Below are 17039 nucleotides of genomic sequence, written 5' to 3' on the forward strand. Positions count from 1 at the left end.
ACGCCGGAGGGGCTGGATCATGTGGTCTGCCGGCTCCGACACGGCGTCGGTATAGGTGGTCTTGTGGCGGGCGTAGCGTAGATGTCATGACGAAGTACGGATCCTTTCCCGGTACGCGTCCCCGGCGGCTGCGTACGACGCCCGCCATGCGCCGGATGGTCGCCGAGACCCGGCTGCACCCCGCCGATCTGATCCTCCCCGCGTTCGTGCGCGAGGGTGTCGGCGAGCCGGTGCCGATCGCCGCGATGCCCGGGGTCGTGCAGCACACCCGGGACAGTCTGCGGAAGGCCGCGGTGGAGGCGCTGGAGGCCGGGGTCTCCGGGATCATGCTGTTCGGCGTCCCCGAGGACGCCAAGAAGGACGCCGTCGGCACGCCGGGCACCGACCCGGACGGCATCCTCCAGGTCGCCCTGCGCGACGTCCGCGCCGAGGTCGGCGACGACCTGCTCGTGATGTCCGACCTGTGCCTCGACGAGACGACCGACCACGGGCACTGCGGTGTACTGGACGAGCAGGGACGGGTCGACAACGACGCCACCCTGGAGCGGTACGCCGAGATGGCCCAGGTGCAGGCCGACGCCGGCGCCCACGTCGTGGGCCCCAGCGGCATGATGGACGGTCAGATCGGTGTCGTCCGGGACGCCCTCGACCAGATCGGCCGCGAGGACGTCGCGATCCTCGCCTACACCGTCAAGTACTCCTCCGCCTTCTACGGCCCCTTCCGGGAGGCCGTCGGTTCCTCGCTCAAGGGCGACCGCAAGACGTACCAGCAGGACCCCGCCAACGCGCGTGAGTCCCTGCGGGAGTTGGCGCTCGACCTGGAGGAGGGCGCCGACATGGTGATGGTGAAGCCGGCCGGCCCCTACCTCGACATCCTGGCCCGGGTCGCCGACGCGTCGGAGGTGCCGGTCGTCGCGTACCAGATCTCCGGCGAGTACTCGATGATCGAGGCCGCGGCGGAGAAGGGCTGGATCGACCGGGACAAGGCGATCATGGAGTCCCTCTCCGGCATCAAGCGGGCCGGCGCGCAGAACATCCTCACGTACTGGGCGACCGAGGTCGCGCAAAACCTGCGCTAGCGGTCACGGCAGGGCACGTCTCGTCAGGTCAGGAAGCGTTCCACGGCCTCGCGCGCCCGGGCGTTCGAGGCCGCGGCCTCGGCCAGCGCGCGGGCCAGCGCGTCGGTCCACTCCTCCAGGGTCACGGGGCGGCGCGAGAGCACGATGCCGCGCACCTCGTGCCGGATCTCCCCGGTCGCCGCGCCCGCGTGCGTCCGCAGGGAGAGCCGCTGCTCCCCGAGCGCGATGTCCACGGCGCCGACCGTGCCCTCACGTCCGGCCAGCCGGTCCGCGAGCGTCCGGGTGCGTTCCACCCGCACCGTGCCGGGCGGGAGCGAGTCGGTCAGGGTCTCCGCCAGGACGCGGGCGTAGAGCGTGAGGTCCGCGCTGTCCCGGCGCAGGGCGGCGGCGAGGAGTTCGATGTCCGGGTCAGGCATCGAGGCTCAGCACCATGGTCGGCCGTTCGATGACGTGGTCGTCGCGGAGCGGGCGCACGGCCGTCCCGATGGCGAAGAACTCCGTGGTGTGCGATCCCCAGGTGTGGGAGTGCTGCGTGAGCCGGACCGCGACGATCCCCTCGGCCTCCAGGGCCTGCCCCTCCGCCTGCATCCGGCTCATCGCCAGTTCGCGCGCGTCGTAGAGGGCCTGGGTGAACTGCTCGATCTCGACGTTGCGACCGGTGTTGCCGAGCACCTGTCCGAAGCGCTGGTGGGCCACGTGGTAGACGCAGGAGCCCATGACCAGGTCCAGTGGCGCGTAGCCGGCCCGGATCAGGGTCCAGAAGTCCTGCCCTGACAGGTCCGAGGTGAAGGGCTTGCCCTTGTTGTTGAGCCAGGTCCCGCCCGGCCCCGGGTCGGCGCCGTCGGCCTTCACCGCCGTGCCGACCGCGATGAACTCGGCGATGTCCGAGCCGAACTCCTTGAACTCGATGTCCAGCCGGACGCCCACGATCCCGTCCGCGCCCAGCGCGCTCGCCTCCGCCTCCATCCGGCTCATGGCCAGCTCGCGCGCGCTGTACATGGCCTGCGAGAGCTTCGTCAGTTCCTGGTTGCTCGACCAGCGGCCGAGTTGGATGCCGACGTGGTAGACCGAGGAGCCGAGGACCAGTCCGAGCGGACGGAAGCCGGCCTCGCGGACCAGCAGGAACTCGTTCACCGTCAGGTCGGAGGTGAAGAGCGAGCCCTTCTCTCCGGGGGCGAGCTGGGCGAGTCGCCGCATCGCGTCCTCGGGCACGCCTTCGGGGGGCGGTCGGTGTCCCGTTCGCTCGGTCATGTCAGTGCTCGCGCTCCAGTCTCATGATGGTCAGGGGCTGTGGCCCGTCCGGTCGCCGGGAGCGGTCGAAGCGGGCGACGGAGGTGCCGACGATGACCGCCTCGGCGTCGAGGTCGCGGGTGTTCCCGTACGTGGTGCACTCCCTCTCGCGGACGTCCAGTTCCATGCCGTTCACCACCACTCCGTCACCGCCCTGCTTCGCCGCTTCGAGGGCCAGCCGTGTGCGGGCCTCGTGACGGACGTGGCCGATCAGCCGCGTGTAGCCGTCGACCTCCTGGTTCCCCGCGGTCCAGACGGCCCGGCGGGAGGTACGCCAGTCGTCGTGCCGGGTGGCGAGCGCGATGCCGAAGACGAGTCCGGCGGGGATCCATCCGCCGTGGACGAGCCTGGCGAAGTCCTGGCCGCTCAGGTGGGAGGTGAACGGCCGGCGCGGGCGGATCCGCGACCGGGCCCGGACCGCGGTGCCCCGCACCGTGAACTCAAGCCCGCCGGCGGGGAATTCGGCGACCCGCAGTTCCACCGCGACGATCCCGTCACCGGCCAGGGCGCCGCACTCGGCCACGGCCCGGGACAGCGCCAGCCCGCGCGCCGCGTACATCGTCCGCACCAGCGGCGCGAACGACGACGACCACGGTGACGACGGAACGCTCGCGCCGTCCGTGGCCGACCACGAGCCCGGGCAGCCCCAGACACCGGTGTAGCCGATGGTGAAGACGGCCGTGCCGAGCACCTGCCCGACCGGATCGAAGCCGGCGCCCTTGACCGCGGCGAACTCCTCGGCCGACAGGCCCGAGTTCCACGTGCCGTCGGGGCGCGGCGGCCCGGAGCCGTCGCCGGGAGTGCCGGCCGGACCGGCGTTCCGTGCGGGTGACCTCGGCTCCTGCGTCATCGACCTCTCGGCTCACCGTGCGGATCATCGCTTCGCCGTCCGGCAGCGTATGCCATGGGATCGTGCGGCGAAACGGTGGTGCCGTGTGATCGCGAGCCTCAACGGCCGTGCCCGGCAAGGTTCCTGGACCTGCCGGGCACGGGCGTGCACCGCTTTCAGTACGAGAGCGCGGTGTCCAGGTCCTGCTGCCAGTACGTCACCGTGAGCTTCTCGTCGATGTAGACGCCCTTCGGGGGCAGGGCCGGGCGGGCGCTTCCGTTCCGGCCCTGGTCGCCGTAGTGGACCTCCAGCGTCTTGGCCGTGTAGCCGTGGACGCCGCTGCCGTCGGCCGCGGACAGGAGCACGCCCGCGTAGCCGGACTCGCCGGGAGCGAGGGTGACGACCGCCTGCGGGTGGGTCTCCTCCGCGACCGGCGGGACGGACTGGGCCTCGCTGAAGCGGACGATCGGGTAGCCCGTCAGGTCGCAGTTCTTCGAGCTCTTGTTGGTGACGGTGAGCAGCAGGTGGTTGAGCGGGCGGGAGACGACCGTCGCGGTCGTGCGGGTGGTGGCCGCGACGCACGCCGGGTTGCGGGTGCCGCCCTTGCCGCCCGCGGAGCCGCCCGTGGACCCGGTGCCGCCGGTGCCCTTCGAGCCCGTGGTGGTGCCGGAGTTCTTCGAACCGCTCGTCGAGCCCGTGGTGGTGCGGGTGCCCGCGGGCTTCGCCGTCGTGCCTCCGGCCGTCCCCTCGCTCGGCCGGGCCGAGGAGCGGGCCCCGGCGGACGGGCCCTCGTCGCGGACGCCGTCGCCGTTGCCGCACGCCGTGAGGGCGAACGCGGCGAGCGCGATGGTGGAGGCGGCGAGCAGACGGGTGCGGGTGGTGCGTGCGGACATGGGTGATCCCCCTGGGGTGTCTCTGGTGGAACGGCCGCTCGACCGGTCGTGGGGAGCGGCGTGCTTGGATGGCAGCAGCTTGTGCGGTGATCCGTCCCGGCCGCCACACCCGGCGGGCAACACGGGACGCTGGAACGCCGAAACAGGCTTTGAGCTGGGGAAATGGCAACTCCCTGGAACGTGGTCCGGGACACGGGGGATGGAGGAACGGTGGCGGGGGACGAGTTCGCGGGACTGCTCAGGGAGCTGAAGGAGCGGTCCGGTCTCAGCTACGGGGCACTCGCCAAACGGCTGCACGTCAGCACGTCCACACTGCACCGGTACGTCAACGGGGACGCGGTGCCGGCGGACTACGCGCCGGTCGAACGCCTCGCGCGGGTCTGCCGGGCCACGCCGGACGAGCTGGTGGAGCTGCACCGGCGGTGGGTCCTGGCGGACGCGCTGCGGGGGAAGAAGGGCCTGGGGCGAACGGGAGCCGGGGACCCGGCCGTTGGAGCTCCGGACGCGGAGGTCGTGGCGGGGGCCGAGACCGCGGACGCGAGCGGCGCGGTGTCCGGCGCGGGGGCGGACGACACGGCGGACGGTACGGCGGACGGGCGGCCGGCGAGCGAGGGCGCGGCGGCCGTGGGGCCCGTGCCGGTGCGGCCGAGCCGGCTGCGGAGCCGGCGTTCCGCGGTGCTCGCCGGGGTCGGTGCCGTCGTCGTGACGGCGGTCGTGTCCGGCGTGCTGGCCGTGCAGCTCGGGTCCGGCAGTCGCGACGACGGCGCCGGGGGAGGCGCCGTGGCCGTCGGAGTGCCACCCGCCGCGCGCCCGAGCCCGACCGGCACGACATCCGGCCCGCGCCATGGATCGGCCTCGCCGTCCGCCGTGCACCGGAGCCCCCGGCCGTCCGGATCGACGGTCGGCGGAGCCGTCGACGGGAACGGCGTCGCCGACGACCGTGCGGCCGGTGCCGGTGCCGGTGCCGGTGCACCGACCGTCGTGGTCGACCCGTACACATTCGACGACCCGTGCAGCCAGCACTACCTGGTGAACCGGCCCGCGCAGCAGGTGCCCCCGCCGCCGAACGAGTCGGACGCGCGGGGCTGGGTCACCGCGCTCGGCGGGGTCCCGAGCGGGGAGCAACTGCTCGCGCTCACCGTGCAGGGCACCGGGCAGGCGACCGTCGTCCTGGAGGCGCTGCATGTGCGCGTGCTGGACAAGAGCGCGCCGCTCGCCTGGAACGACTACGCGATGGGCGTGGGCTGCGGCGGCGGGGTGGAGACGAAGTCGTTCACCGTGGACCTCGACGCGGGACGTCCGGCGGTCGCGCTCAAGGGCGGGCAGCGCGCCTTCCCCTTCAAGGTGAGCGAGTCCGACCCCGAGGTCTTCTACGTGTTCGCGGACACGCAGGCGCACGACGTGAGCTGGTACCTGGAGCTCGACTGGTCCAGCGGCACGAAGAGCGGCACCGTGCGCGTCGACGACCACGGCAAGCCGTTCCGGACCAGCGGGAACGTGGGGCGGCCCGCGTACGACTACCCGCTGGGCGGCAGCGAGTGGGGGAAGGCCGCTCCTCCCGGCTGACCGGCGTCATCAAGTCGCCCCAGGCGCTAGGTTGTTGCCCGTTGTATGACGCGACTCTCCAGGGAGATGTTTCATGTCCGGTGATGCCCTCAGCCAGGATCCCGCGGAGCTGAGAAAGAGGATCGACACCACCAAGGCACACCCCGCCCGGGTCTACGACGTCTTCCTCGGAGGCAAGGACAACTACCCGGTCGACCGCAACGCGGCCGCCGCCGCGCTCGCCGCGAACCCGCGGGGCTACCTCGACGTCCGGCACAACCGGGACTTCCTCCGGCGCGCCGTGACATCGCTGACGGCGGAGAGCGGCGTGAAGCAGTTCCTCGACATCGGCACCGGGCTGCCGACCCAGGAGAACGTCCACCAGATCGCGCAGGGGATCACCCCGGACGCGCGGGTCGTGTACGTCGACAACGACCCGGTGGTCCTCGCCCACGCGCGCGCCCTGCTCACCAGCGGGCCCGAGGGGCGTACGGACTACATCGACGCCGACCTCAAGCAGCCCGGTCAGATCCTCGAACAGGCCGCCAAGACCCTGGACCTCGACGAGCCGGTCGTCCTGGTGCTGGTCGCGATCCTGCACTTCGTCGAGGACGAGGAGGCCTACCCGATCGTCCGCGACCTGGTCGACGCCCTGCCGTCCGGCAGCCGGATCGTCCTCAGCCACCTCACCGAGGACCTGAACCCCGAAGCCATCCGCGCGGTCCAACGCACCTACACCGAGCGGGGGTTCACCTTCGTGCTGCGGTCGCGGGCCGAGGTCGAGCGGTTCTTCACCGAGAACGGTCTGGTGCTGGACGAGCCCGGTGTCGTCCCGGCCCACCACTGGCGTCCCGACGGCGGCGCCCCCGCCCCGGAGAAGGCCGACCCCGAGCTGCTGGCCACGCTCGACGCCATCGAGATGGTCCGCTACCGCGACATCAACGACGTGACGGACGCGGACATCAACGTGTACGTGGCCACGGGCGTCAAGCCGTAGCCGACGGACACCCGCACCGGACGGAGACCGGGGCGCGAGCTCGCCCCGGTCTCCGTCCGGATGCCGGAATTGACGGGTGTAGACGGCACGTATCCGCCTAGGGTGCGGGCACGAGCGGTCCCGGGGCGACGGGGCCGCCCGCCCGCACCCCGGGAGGGCCGCCGGCCCCCGCGAGGTCTCCGCCAGGACAAGGAGATGTCATCGTGACCGTCATCGAGCCCGCCGCCACGACCGCCCCCGTGCCCCCGCTCGCCGCCCGGGCGACCGCGATCGGAGGCTCACCGGTACGGGACATCCTCGCGGTCACCGCCCGCCCCGAGGTGATCAATTTCGCGGGCGGGCTGCCCGCCCCCGAACTGTTCGACGCGGCCGGTATCGCCGCCGCCTACCGGGACGTCCTCGCCGAGGAAGCCGCACGGGCCCTGCAGTACTCGACGACCGAGGGCGAACCGGTGCTGCGGACGGCCCTCGCCGCGCGGACCGCGGCGCGCGGTCTGCCGACCGGGCCGGACGACGTGCTCGTCACCACCGGTTCGCAGCAGGCGCTGTCGCTGCTCGCCACGGCCCTGCTGGAGCCGGGGGACACCGTTCTCGTCGAAAGCCCCTGCTATCTCGCGGCACTTCAGGCGTTCGCCTTCGCCGGCGCCCGCGTGCTCGCCGTGCCGGGCGACGAGGACGGCATCGACCCCGAGGCACTGGACACCCTGGTCGCCCGGGAGCGGCCGAAGCTCCTCTACACCGTGCCCACCTTCCAGAACCCCACCGGCCGCACCCTCCCCGCCGAGCGCCGCGCCGCCGTCGCCCGCGTCGCCGCCACCCGCGGGCTGTGGATCGTCGAGGACGACCCCTACGGCGAACTGCGCTTCGAGGGCGAGCGTGTTCCGTGGATCGCCTCCCACGAAGGCGCGGGGGACCGGACCGTGCTCCTCGGCTCGTTCTCCAAGGTGATGGCACCCGGGATGCGGCTGGGCTGGCTGCGGGCGCCCGCGGCGCTCCGGCGGGCCTGCGCGGTCGCCAAGCAGGCCGCCGACCTGCACACCCCGACCGTCAACCAGCTCGCCGCCGCCCGGTACCTGGCCGACCAGGACCTCGACGCCCATGTGGCGCGGGTCGCCTCCGTCTACCGCGAGCGGCGCGACGCCATGCTCGCCGGGATCGGCGACGCCCTCCCGGCCGGGTCGACGTGGACCCGGCCCGAGGGCGGCATGTTCCTCTGGGCCCGGCTGCCGGAGCCGTACGACACGACGGCACTGCTCCGCGCGGTCGTGGAGCACGGGGTCGCCTACGTGCCCGGCGCGCCCTTCTACGCGGGCACCCCGGAGACGTCGACGATGCGCCTGTGCTTCGTCACGCAGACCCCGGACGAGATCGCGGAGGGGCTGCGGCGGCTCGCCCCGGGCCTGCGCGGCTGACCCCGGCGGCGGTCACCCCGTCACCGGGGAGGTGCCGGCGGCGCCGGTCAGTCCCACCAGAAGGACCAGACCGGCTCGTTCAGCACCTCCTGCTCGGCATACGTCCGCAGCGCCGTGTGACTGCCCTGTGTGATGTTGTCCGGGCAGAACGCGAAGTGCTCGGCGGCGACCGCCTCGGCCTCCGCCAGGGTCGTCGGCGGCGCCGCCACCGACACCACCAACTGGTCGAAGGTCAGCGCCACCACCCGTATCCCGAAACGGTCCTCCCAGGACCGCAGGACCGCGCACAGGCGCGCCACGTCGTTCTCGTGGTTCAGCGGTCCCGTCCAGCCCAGCGCCGCCGGGATGTCCGCGCTGCGGCGCGCCGGAATGAGCGCGAGACGCGGTTCCTTCAGCCACGAGCCGCGGGCCGCGAGGATCTCCGCGATCTCCGCGGCGCGGGCGTCCGGGTCCGCCTCCGGGACCGTGGCGGCGGCGAGCCCCGGCCAGGACGCTCCGTGCGGCGCGACGACCGCGTCATAGGGCTCCGGCCTGCCGAAGAGGCTCTCCACGACCTCCCGGCTCGCGTAGTCCCCGTCGTCCCCGAGCTCGTCCGCCGCGTACCGCTCCCAGAAGTCGGCCAGCACCTCGTCGGCGTCGTGATCCCCGGCGTACGACATCGCGTCGGGCATCAACTCCCAGCCGCCCGGGCCGTTCTGCGGGCCGCCGACGTCCAGCAGCACCGGCAGCAGGCCGAGCGTGCGGGCGGAGTCGGCCGCGCTCCAGGCTCCGTCGGCCGGCCGCTCCTCGGCATGCCACACCAACGGCTCGTGCCACGTGCCCTCGTGGGTCGCGTCGATCAGTCTTCCGGCGGGGAGGTCGAGCCCGAGGGCGCGCCCGCTCGGGTCTGCCACCAGCCGCGGCAGCGGGTTGGGAAGAGTCGCCATGCCGGTGACTGTAGGGGCCCCCACTGACAACGGGGCCGCTCCGCTCTCCTACTGGGCTGCGGTGAACGCGGCCCAGGCCCGCGCCGACACACGGAGACCGGGCTCCGCCGGGTTCTTGGAGTCCCGCAGGTGAACGGCGGACACTTTGCCGGACTGGGGCCCGGAGTAGGCGACTTCGAGGCACTCGCCCTCGTCGCTGCTGTAGGTCGACTTGAACCAGCGCAGTTCGACGCTCATTGCACTCCCAGCATGTGGTCCAACAGGCCTTTGCTGTCTTCGGTGTTGAGGGCCTGCGTTCGCAGCATCGCATATTTTTGCGAAAGGGCGGACACCTCGCCGGGGTCGGCCACGAGTTGGCTTCCGCGTTGGGTCTCGGCGTAGGCGAGACGCTGATGGTCGTCGGTCTCCAGGAGGATGAAAGGGCCGGCCAGCCCGGCGTGGGCGGGCCGGCCGAACGGCAGGATCTGCAAGGAGACCCCAGGGAGGTCGGAGTCCGCGCGCAGGTGGCGCAGTTGCTCGTCGAAGACCTCCTGCCCGCCGATGCGGTCCATCAGGACGGCCTCCCAGATGACGAAGCTGACGGTGGTGGGGGTCGGGCGGCGCAGCAGCTCCTGCCGGGCTGTGCGGGCGGCTGTTCGCCTTTCGATCTCTACCTCGCTGTACGCGGGGACGCGGCTCCTGAAGACTGCGCGCGCGTAGCTCTCGGTCTGGAGGGACCCTGGAAGGACCGCGTTGGCGTAGAAGCTGAGCGCGGGTGCCGTCCTTTCCAAGTCCAGGTACTCATCGACCCAGCGGGGGACGAGGTCGATCTCAGGCATGTTCTCCACGGCGACGGCCAACACCCCCTTGGTGTCCAGGAAGACGTCCAGCTCCGCAGCCAAGGAGTCCTTCAGAGGGCGCCGCCCCTGCTCGATCGAGGCGATGGTCTCCTCCTGCGCGCCCACGTGACGGCTGAGGGAGGCCTGGCTGTGCCCCGCCGCTCGCCGGAGCGTGGCCAGCATGGCGCCCAGCATCTTCATCGCCGAAGCGTTCTTCTTGTAGTGGCGCCTTGGGCTCACGATGCATCAACTCCGTTGTGAGGGCGACGCATCCCGTACGCATAATCCGTACGGGATAGCACACTGCACCAGTGTGACCACGGAGGGTCACTCTTGTCCCGTGAACGAGACCATCCACCTCCCGCCCCTGCGTGAGCGCTTCTTTCGACGGGACCGGCGGGCCGTGGCCGCTGCCAGGCGGTTCGCCCACGAGACGCTCACCGGATGGGGGCTCGCCGGCACCGAACAGGCCGACGACGTGTTGCTCTGCGTCAGCGAGCTCGCGACCAACGCCCTCGTGCACGCCGTGCCGCCGGGACGGCACTTCCGCGTCTTCCTGCGCTACGACGGCACCGTCCTGCGAGTCGAGGTCCACGACAGCGGGCCGGGCACGCCGAGGATCGCCGACCGGGCCGACGAGGGCGGCCGGGGCCTGCTGCTGGTGGCCGCGTTCGCCGACCGGTGGGGGGTCGACGCGCGCGACCCGGGCAAGGCGGTGTGGTGCGAGTTCGGCGGACGCAAGACCCCAACGCCGTTACGGCCGAAAGAAGTTGATGGTGGGAGGAAATAGTTCGACGGGCGTGTGCGGTGCTGGTTACTTGTGGGGCACGGGTGCCCGGACGGGGTGCCCGCTCTCATGGAGGGGGAGACATCCGTGCCCAGAAGCACTGGATGGAGACGCGTCCTGACCGGCGTCCTGGCGGGGCTGACCGCGACGGTGGGCCTCACCACGGCGCTCGCCGCGCCCGCCGCGGCAGCCACCGGCACGCCGGTGGCGGTGACCAAGTACAGCCACAGCAGCAGACCCGGCGACTACATAGGCCAGGGGACCACCGCGTCGTACACGCCGAAGACGGCGACGGTCAGCGCGGGCGGCTCCGCCGAGTACGTGCGCTTCCGGGTGTCGACCGACGACACCTGGTGGGACGTCGACCTCGCCGCACCGCAGGGGGAGAAGCTCCACCCCGGTGTCTACCGGAACGCCGAGCGCGCGGCGTTCCGCACCGGACGCTCACCGGGACTCGACGTCTCCGGGGACGGGCGCGGCTGCAACGAGGTGTACGGGCAGTTCTCGGTCAACCAGATCGAGACCGACGCCGACGGCACGATCACGGCGCTCGACGCCACGTACACCCAGCACTGTGAGAGCGCGACCGCCCCGGCACTGACCGGGGTCGTCAAGTACCGTGCCTATCCGCTGGGTTACTCCTACACGAGTGACGCCGGGGATTGGATCGGCCAGGGTGTGAGCGCCACCCACACCGGGTCCACCAGCACGTTCTCGCTCAGCGGGGGTGCCGACGGCGTCCGGTACGGCGTCTCCGGCAAGCGTGAGTACTGGTCGGCTTCCATCGCCCCGCCCGTGGGGGAGCGGTTCGAGGTCGGGACGACCTACGCCACGGAGCGCTTCCGTACGGCGGAGGTCGGCGAACTCGACCTGGGCGGGAACGGCCGCGGCTGCAACAGCAGCACCGGTGAGTTCACCGTCGGCAAACTGGCGTTGAACGACGACGGCACCGTGAAGGCGTTCGCCGCGACGTTCGTCCAGCACTGCGAGGGCGGCACCCCCGCGCTCCACGGCACGATCCACTACTACGCCTGACAGGCGGGCCGACAGCCGGACGGCCCCGGCGAGACAGTGGTGTCACCGTCCCGCCGGGGCCGCGAGGTCCGCGCGTCCCGCCCGGGCGTCAGAGCCGCTCGGGCGTCCGGATGCCCAGCAGGGACATGCCCTGGTGGAGGGTCCGGGCCGTCAGGTCGCAGAGGAACAGCCGGTTCTCCGCGACCTCCTGCGCCGGGGCCGGCTTGATGACCGGGCACTGGTCGTAGAACGTCGTGTAGAGCGAGGCCAGCTGGTACAGGTACGCGGCCAGCTTGTGCGGCGCGTACTCCGCGGCGACCTCCTCCAGCGTCTCCCCGAACCTGTCCAGGTGCAGACCCAATGCCCGCTCCGCCGGGGCCAGTTCCAGCTCCGGGTGCGCCACCGGCGTACGGTCGCCCGCCTTGCCGAAGATCGACCGGACCCGGGCGTACGCGTACTGGAGGTACACCGAGGTGTCGCCGTTCAGCGAGACCATCTGGTCCAGGTCGAACTTGTAGTCCCGGACCGCGGAGGTCGACAGGTCCGCGTACTTCACGGCGCCGATACCGACGTACCGGCCGTTCTCCTCGATCTCCGACTCGCTCAGGCCCACCTTCTCGGCCTTCTCCCGCACGACGGCCGTGGCCCGGTCGATCGCCTCGTCCAGCAGGTCGACCAGCCGCACCGTCTCGCCCTCACGGGTCTTGAACGGCTTGCCGTCCTTGCCCAGCACCGTGCCGAACGCCAGCTGGTGCGCCTTCACGTCGTCGTTCAGCCAGCCCGCCCGGCGCGCCGTCTCGAAGACCATCTTGAAGTGCAGGGACTGCCGCGCGTCCACCACGTACAGCAGCGTCGACGCCTTCAGGTTGAACACCCGGTCACGGATCGCCGACAGGTCGGTGGCCGCGTAGCCGTAGCCACCGTCCGACTTCTTCACGATCAGCGGCACCGGGTTGCCGTCCGGGCCCTTCACGTCGTCGAAGAACACGCACAGCGCGCCGTCCGAGCGGACCGCGACGCCCGACTCCTCCAGCAGCCGGCACGTCTCGTCCAGCATGTCGTTGTAGCCGGACTCGCCGACCACGTCCGCGTCCCGGATGTCCATGTCGAGCTTGTCGAAGACCGAGTAGAAGTAGATCTTCGACTCGTCCACGAACTTCTGCCACATGGCCAGCGTCTCCGGCTCGCCCGCCTGGAGGTCCACCACCCGGCGCCGCGCCCGCGTCTTGAACTCCTCGTCGGAGTCGAAGACGGTCCGCGCCGCCTTGTAGAGCCGGTTCAGGTTCGACATGGCCTCCTCGCCGGAGACCTCGCCGCCCTGGTGGTCCAGCTCGTGCGGGTGCTCGATCAGGTACTGGATGAGCATGCCGAACTGGGTGCCCCAGTCGCCGATGTGGTGCCGCCGCACGACGGACTCGCCGGTGAACTCCAGGATCTGCACCACCGCGTCACCGATCACCGCGGACCGCAGGTGTCCGACGTGCATCTCCTTCGCCACGTTCGGCTGGGCGTAGTCGATCACCGTCGTGCCCGGGTGCTCCGCGAGGGGCACACCGAGGCGCGCGCCGTCCGCGTACCGCTCCGCCAGGTTCCGGACGATCGCGCCGTCCGTGACCGTGATGTTCAGGAAGCCGGGTCCGGAGACCTCGATGTCCTTGATCACGTCACCGGACGCCACCTGCGCCACCACCTGCGTCGCCAGGTCGCGCGGGTTCGCCTTCGCCTTCTTCGCGAGGGCCAGGATCCCGTTGGCCTGGAAGTCGGCCCGGTCGCTTCGGCGCAGCAGCGGGTCCGCGGAACCGGCCTCCGGCAGGGCTGCCGAGAGGGCGTCCGCGAGGCGCTGGTGGACGGAAGCGGTGAGGGACGTGACCGAGGCCATGGAGTGGCTGCCGTTCTAGTCGGGTTCCGGGTTCGTGCAGTACAGGAAAGCCAGTATCCCACGCGGTGAAAAGCCGTTTTCGCGGTTGCGGCCCGAGCTGGGAGAATGGTCCCGTCAGCCGTACTGGCGTATGAGAAAGAAGGACGTGCCGATCGTGGCTCAGAGCACCGAGACCACCGACTGGGTCTCCCGTTTCGCGGACGAGGTCATCGAGGAGTCGGAGCGTCGGGCCCCGGGCAAACCCGTCGTCGTCGCGTCCGGCCTCTCCCCCTCCGGCCCGATCCACCTCGGCAACCTCCGCGAGGTCATGACCCCGCACCTGGTCGCCGACGAGGTCCGCCGCCGCGGGTACGCCGTGCGCCACCTGATCTCCTGGGACGACTACGACCGGTACCGCAAGGTCCCGGCCGGCATCGCGGGCATCGACGCGTCCTGGGCCGAGCACATCGGCAAGCCCCTGACCTCCGTCCCCGCCCCGGTCGGCTCGGCGTACCCGAACTGGGCCGAGCACTTCAAGGCCGCGATGACCGAGGCGCTCGCCGAGCTCGGTGTCGAGTACGACGGGATCAGCCAGACCGAGCAGTACACCTCGGGCGCCTACCGCGAGCAGATCCTGTTCGCGATGAAGCACCGCGGTGACATCGACGCCATCCTGGAGCAGTACCGCACCAAGAAGGCCCCCGCCAAGAAGCAGCAGGGCCAGAAGCCCGTCGACGAGGCCGAGCTGGAGGCCGCGGAGGGCTCCGGTGCCGCCGCCGAGGACGACGGCAGCTCGACGTCCGGGTACTACCCGTACAAGCCCTACTGCGGGCAGTGCGGCAAGGACCTCACCACCGTCACGTCCTACGACGACGAAACGACCGAGCTGACCTACACCTGCACCGCCTGCGAGTTCTCCGAGACCGTCCGCCTCAGCGAGTTCAACCGCGGCAAGCTCGTCTGGAAGGTCGACTGGCCCATGCGCTGGGCGCACGAGGGCGTCGTCTTCGAGCCCAGCGGCGTCGACCACTCCTCGCCCGGCTCCAGCTTCCAGGTCGGCGGGCAGATCGTCGGCCTCTTCGGCGGCAAGCAGCCCATCGGCCCCATGTACGCCTTCGTCGGCATCAGCGGCATGGCGAAGATGTCCAGCAGCAAGGGCGGCGTCCCCACCGCGTCGGACGCCCTGCGGATCATGGAGCCGCAGCTGCTGCGCTGGCTGTACGCCCGCCGCCGTCCCAACCAGTCGTTCAAGATCGCCTTCGACCAGGAGATCCAGCGGCTCTACGACGAGTGGGACAAGCTCGCCGGCAAGGTCGCCGACGGCTCGGTGCTGCCCGCCGACGCCGCCGCGTACAGCCGGGCCGTCGGCACCGCGGCCGGGGAACTGCCCCGCACCCCCCGTCCGATGGCCTACCGCACCCTGGCCTCCGTCGCCGACATCACCGCCGGCGCCGAGGACCAGACCCTGCGCATCCTGAGCGAACTCGACCCCGAGAACCCGCTCGCGTCCCTGGACGAGGTCCGGCCCCGGCTCGACAAGGCCGAGACCTGGATCAACACCCAGGTCCCCGCCGAGGAGCGCACCGTCGTCCGCGAGGAGCCCGACGTCGAGCTCATCACGTCCCTCGACGACCAGGGCCGCGAGTCGCTGCGCCTGCTCCTCGACGGACTGGAGCGCAACTGGTCCCTGGACGGCCTCACCCACCTCGTCTACGGCGTTCCCAAGGTCCAGGCCGGCTTCTCCGCCGACGCCACCGCCAAGGAACTCCCCGCCGAGATCAAGGTCGCCCAGCGCACCTTCTTCGCCCGGCTCTACCACCTGCTCGTCGGCCGCGACACCGGGCCGCGTCTGCCCACGCTGCTCCTCGCGGTCGGCCAGGACCGGGTCCGCAAGCTGCTCTCCGCGTAGGGAGTCCGGCTGTACGACGAAGGGGGCGCCCGGTGATCACCGGGCGCCCCCTTCGTCCTGGGCCGTTCGTGGTTACGCGATGTGGTCCTCCTGCAGTTCCGCCGTGTGGCGGTTGGTGAAGCGGTTGACCATCCGCTCCGCCTCGCGCTGCGGGAGCGTGGTGCCGTACGTGGCCTCCACATTGCCCCTGAACTGGCCCGACGTCGGATAGCTGCCGTCTATCGACTTCTTGAAGACCAGGTAGTAGTCGTTCTCGGTCGGCTCCGAGCCGCCGCCCGCACCCATCTCACGGGTACGGCCCGGGCCGGCCGGGATCGGGAACGTGCCGGTGTCCTCCGGAGACGGCTCCGGCGCGGGAGCGTCCGCGGCGACGGGGTCGGGCTGCTCCGCGTACTGCTGCTGAGGGAACGCCTGCTGCTCGAACCGACGCTGCTGCTCGAACCGCCGCTGCTCCTCGTCGTACTGCCGGAACCCGTCGGCCTGCCGGAACCTGTCGGCCTGCCGGAACCCGTCGGCCTGCTGAAACTCCTCGGCCTGCCGGGACGGGTCGGCCTGCTGGAACTGCTCGGCCTGCTGCTCCTCGTACCACTGCTGGTCCGCGTCATCCGGGTCGTACGACGGGTCGTAGCCGCCCTGGTAGGCGACGGCCTGGGGGCTGCGTGAGTGCAGCCACGGATTCTGCGGCTCGGCGTGGCCCTCCACGCGGTCGGGGGACTCGCTCGCCCCGCCGGCGGGAAGCTGCTCCCGGACAGGTGTGGCGTCGCTCTGCACGGCGGGTGCCGCCGGCTCGGGCTCGCGCGCCACCTCCAGCCGCGGCGGGGGCGGCAGCAGCACCGGCTCGATGCCCGCCGCGGCGAGACCCGAGGGGGCCGTCTCCGCGAGGGGGACGCCGTAGCGCGCCAGGCGCAGCGGCATCAGGGACTCCACGGGGGCCTTACGGCGCCAGGCGCGGCCGAAGCGGGAGTGCAGGCGGGCCTGGTAGACGAGGCGGTCCTGCTCCAGCTTGATGACCTGCTCGTAGGAGCGCAGCTCCCACAGCTTCATCCGGCGCCAGAGGAGGAAGGTCGGGACGGGGGAGAGCAGCCAGCGGGTGAGGCGGACGCCCTCCATGTGCTTGTCGGCCGTGATGTCGGCGATCCGGCCGATCGCGTGCCGGGCCGCCTCGACCGAGACCACGAACAGGATCGGGATGACGGCGTGCATGCCGACACCGAGCGGGTCCGGCCAGGCCGCCGCGCCGTTGAAGGCGATCGTGGCGATCGTCAGCAGCCACGCGGTCTGGCGCAGCAGGGGGAACGGGATGCGGATCCAGGTCAGCAGCAGGTCCAGCGCGAGCAGGACGCAGATCCCGGCGTCGATGCCGATCGGGAAGACGTACGAGAAGTTCCCGAACCCCTTCTTGATCGCCAGCTCACGGACCGCCGCGTACGAACCCGCGAAGCCGATCCCGGCGATGACGACCGCACCGGCGACGACCACACCGATGAGTATCTTGTGCATCCGAGTCAGCTGTATGGGCGCGGACACCTGTACTCCCCTCCCCTTGCGTGTTGTTGCGCGCAACAGAGTGGCACATGTGTGCGGCGTCCGGGTGCCCGGCATGGGAGGAGCCCGGTCCCCTCGGGTACCGGGCTCCCGCAACTGTCCAGCTCAGACCGGAAGTTGGGCCTCCGGAAGGATCG

16 protein-coding genes are annotated in these 17039 nt (G+C 71.5%); 7 read left to right on the forward strand and 9 right to left on the reverse strand.

Annotation, left to right across the window (positions count from 1 at the left end; genetic code table 11):
• Positions 1-86: 86 nt before the first annotated feature.
• Positions 87-1079, forward strand: a complete 993-nt coding sequence (gene hemB / locus B0675_RS11260; protein WP_081218676.1) for a porphobilinogen synthase — start codon at positions 87-89, stop codon at positions 1077-1079.
• A 23-nt stretch (positions 1080-1102) separates the two neighbouring features.
• On the opposite strand, the gene B0675_RS11265 is transcribed toward hemB, so the two are convergent.
• The 4 genes from B0675_RS11265 to B0675_RS11280 all read right to left on the reverse strand — a co-directional run bounded on the left by B0675_RS11265 (position 1103) and on the right by B0675_RS11280 (position 4091).
• Positions 1103-1495: a hypothetical protein gene (locus B0675_RS11265; protein WP_081218677.1), complete on the reverse strand. Its 393-nt coding sequence runs from the start codon at positions 1493-1495 to the stop codon at positions 1103-1105.
• Positions 1488-2330, reverse strand: a complete 843-nt coding sequence (locus B0675_RS11270; RefSeq protein WP_206602718.1) for a heavy metal-binding domain-containing protein — start codon at positions 2328-2330, stop codon at positions 1488-1490. The genes B0675_RS11265 and B0675_RS11270 overlap by 8 nt, the downstream gene beginning before the upstream one ends.
• Before the next feature lies 1 nt (position 2331).
• Positions 2332-3219, reverse strand: coding sequence for a hypothetical protein (locus B0675_RS11275; RefSeq protein WP_081218678.1), 888 nt, complete (start codon positions 3217-3219; stop codon positions 2332-2334).
• A 155-nt stretch (positions 3220-3374) separates the two neighbouring features.
• Positions 3375-4091 carry a DUF4232 domain-containing protein gene (locus B0675_RS11280; RefSeq protein ID WP_081218679.1) on the reverse strand — a complete coding sequence of 239 codons (717 nt, stop codon included), beginning with the start codon at positions 4089-4091 and terminating at the stop codon, positions 3375-3377.
• A 162-nt stretch (positions 4092-4253) separates the two neighbouring features.
• Here B0675_RS11280 and B0675_RS11285 point away from each other — a divergent pair, with 162 nt between their 5' ends.
• The 3 genes from B0675_RS11285 (at position 4254) to B0675_RS11295 (ending at position 8045) form a co-directional block, all read left to right on the forward strand.
• Positions 4254-5657, forward strand: a complete 1404-nt coding sequence (locus B0675_RS11285) for a helix-turn-helix transcriptional regulator (protein WP_081218680.1) — start codon at positions 4254-4256, stop codon at positions 5655-5657.
• Between the two features lie 73 nt (positions 5658-5730).
• Entirely contained in the window at positions 5731-6633 is a 903-nt protein-coding gene (locus tag B0675_RS11290) for an SAM-dependent methyltransferase (protein WP_081218681.1), read from the forward strand.
• 203 nt (positions 6634-6836) lie between these two features.
• Positions 6837-8045 (forward strand): PLP-dependent aminotransferase family protein, encoded by a 1209-nt coding sequence (locus B0675_RS11295; RefSeq protein WP_081218682.1) that lies wholly within the window; start codon positions 6837-6839, stop codon positions 8043-8045.
• Between the two features lie 47 nt (positions 8046-8092).
• On the opposite strand, the gene B0675_RS11300 is transcribed toward B0675_RS11295, so the two are convergent.
• From B0675_RS11300 to B0675_RS11310, 3 genes are read right to left on the reverse strand one after another with little or no spacing between them, the layout of a single operon-like run.
• The gene (locus B0675_RS11300) at positions 8093-8971 is read right to left on the reverse strand and encodes a DUF4253 domain-containing protein (protein WP_081218683.1); all 879 of its coding nucleotides are present in this window, start codon (positions 8969-8971) and stop codon (positions 8093-8095) included.
• A gap of 48 nt (positions 8972-9019) precedes the next feature.
• A complete protein-coding gene (locus B0675_RS11305; RefSeq protein ID WP_081218684.1) occupies positions 9020-9208 on the reverse strand; it encodes a DUF397 domain-containing protein in 189 nt (62 codons plus the stop codon).
• Complete coding sequence (locus tag B0675_RS11310) at positions 9205-10029, reverse strand: helix-turn-helix transcriptional regulator (protein WP_347108610.1); 825 nt, start codon at positions 10027-10029, stop codon at positions 9205-9207. The genes B0675_RS11305 and B0675_RS11310 overlap by 4 nt, the downstream gene beginning before the upstream one ends.
• Positions 10030-10129: 100 nt before the next feature.
• Here B0675_RS11310 and B0675_RS11315 point away from each other — a divergent pair, with 100 nt between their 5' ends.
• On the forward strand, positions 10130-10579 hold the full coding sequence (locus B0675_RS11315) for an ATP-binding protein (RefSeq protein WP_081218686.1): 450 nt from the start codon (positions 10130-10132) through the stop codon (positions 10577-10579).
• A gap of 84 nt (positions 10580-10663) precedes the next feature.
• On the forward strand, positions 10664-11611 hold the full coding sequence (locus tag B0675_RS11320) for a hypothetical protein (protein WP_241539756.1): 948 nt from the start codon (positions 10664-10666) through the stop codon (positions 11609-11611).
• Between the two features lie 88 nt (positions 11612-11699).
• Here the strand turns inward: B0675_RS11320 and argS are convergent, their stop codons facing one another.
• The gene (gene argS / locus B0675_RS11325; protein WP_081218687.1) at positions 11700-13469 is read right to left on the reverse strand and encodes an arginine--tRNA ligase; all 1770 of its coding nucleotides are present in this window, start codon (positions 13467-13469) and stop codon (positions 11700-11702) included.
• 145 nt (positions 13470-13614) lie between these two features.
• Between argS and lysS the strand changes: the two genes are divergently transcribed.
• Positions 13615-15357 (forward strand): lysine--tRNA ligase, encoded by a 1743-nt coding sequence (lysS, locus tag B0675_RS11330; protein ID WP_081221726.1) that lies wholly within the window; start codon positions 13615-13617, stop codon positions 15355-15357.
• A 72-nt stretch (positions 15358-15429) separates the two neighbouring features.
• Here lysS and B0675_RS11335 read toward each other — a convergent pair whose 3' ends face one another.
• Positions 15430-16857 carry a DUF2637 domain-containing protein gene (locus B0675_RS11335; protein WP_081218688.1) on the reverse strand — a complete coding sequence of 476 codons (1428 nt, stop codon included), beginning with the start codon at positions 16855-16857 and terminating at the stop codon, positions 15430-15432.
• Positions 16858-17039: the final 182 nt, after the last annotated feature.

It is taken from the genome of Streptomyces sp. M41(2017) (assembly GCF_002078175.1).
In the GTDB taxonomy this organism is placed as follows: Bacteria; Actinomycetota; Actinomycetes; order Streptomycetales; family Streptomycetaceae; genus Streptomyces.